The organism is Mycobacterium simiae (assembly GCF_008370645.1).
In the GTDB taxonomy this organism is placed as follows: Bacteria; Actinomycetota; Actinomycetes; order Mycobacteriales; family Mycobacteriaceae; genus Mycobacterium; species Mycobacterium simiae_A.
In genome coordinates this window covers 1-307 of sequence record NZ_VTZN01000611.1, presented here as the reverse complement: position 1 = coordinate 307, position 307 = coordinate 1, and the positions used below count along the sequence as shown (strand labels likewise).

1 protein-coding gene is annotated in these 307 nt (G+C 68.4%); it reads right to left on the bottom strand.

Going from position 1 to position 307, the window contains the following annotated elements:
• Positions 1–307, bottom strand: a 307-nt coding sequence (locus tag F0Q45_RS27095) for a condensation domain-containing protein (RefSeq protein ID WP_149656711.1), incomplete at both ends; no start/stop codon positions are given.

Genomic DNA, 307 nt, shown 5'->3' with positions numbered 1-307 from the left:
GACTTGGCTGAGGAGTTGGGCGAAGGTGGGATCGCCGTCCACCTGGACGCGCAGTACGACGGTGTTGACGAACATGCCGACGAGTTGGTCGACTGCGGGATGGGTACGCCCGGCGACGGGGATTCCGACCGTCACGTCGGGCGTGCGGCCGAGCTGGGAGAGCAGCGCGGCCAGAGCTGCCTGGACCACCATGAAGCTGGTGGCGTGCTGTTGGCGGGCCAGTTGGGCAATCTGGTGTTGCAGGCCGCCGGGCCAGTGGATAGCCAGGCTGGCACCGTGGTGATCGGCGACCCGCGGGTAGCGGCGA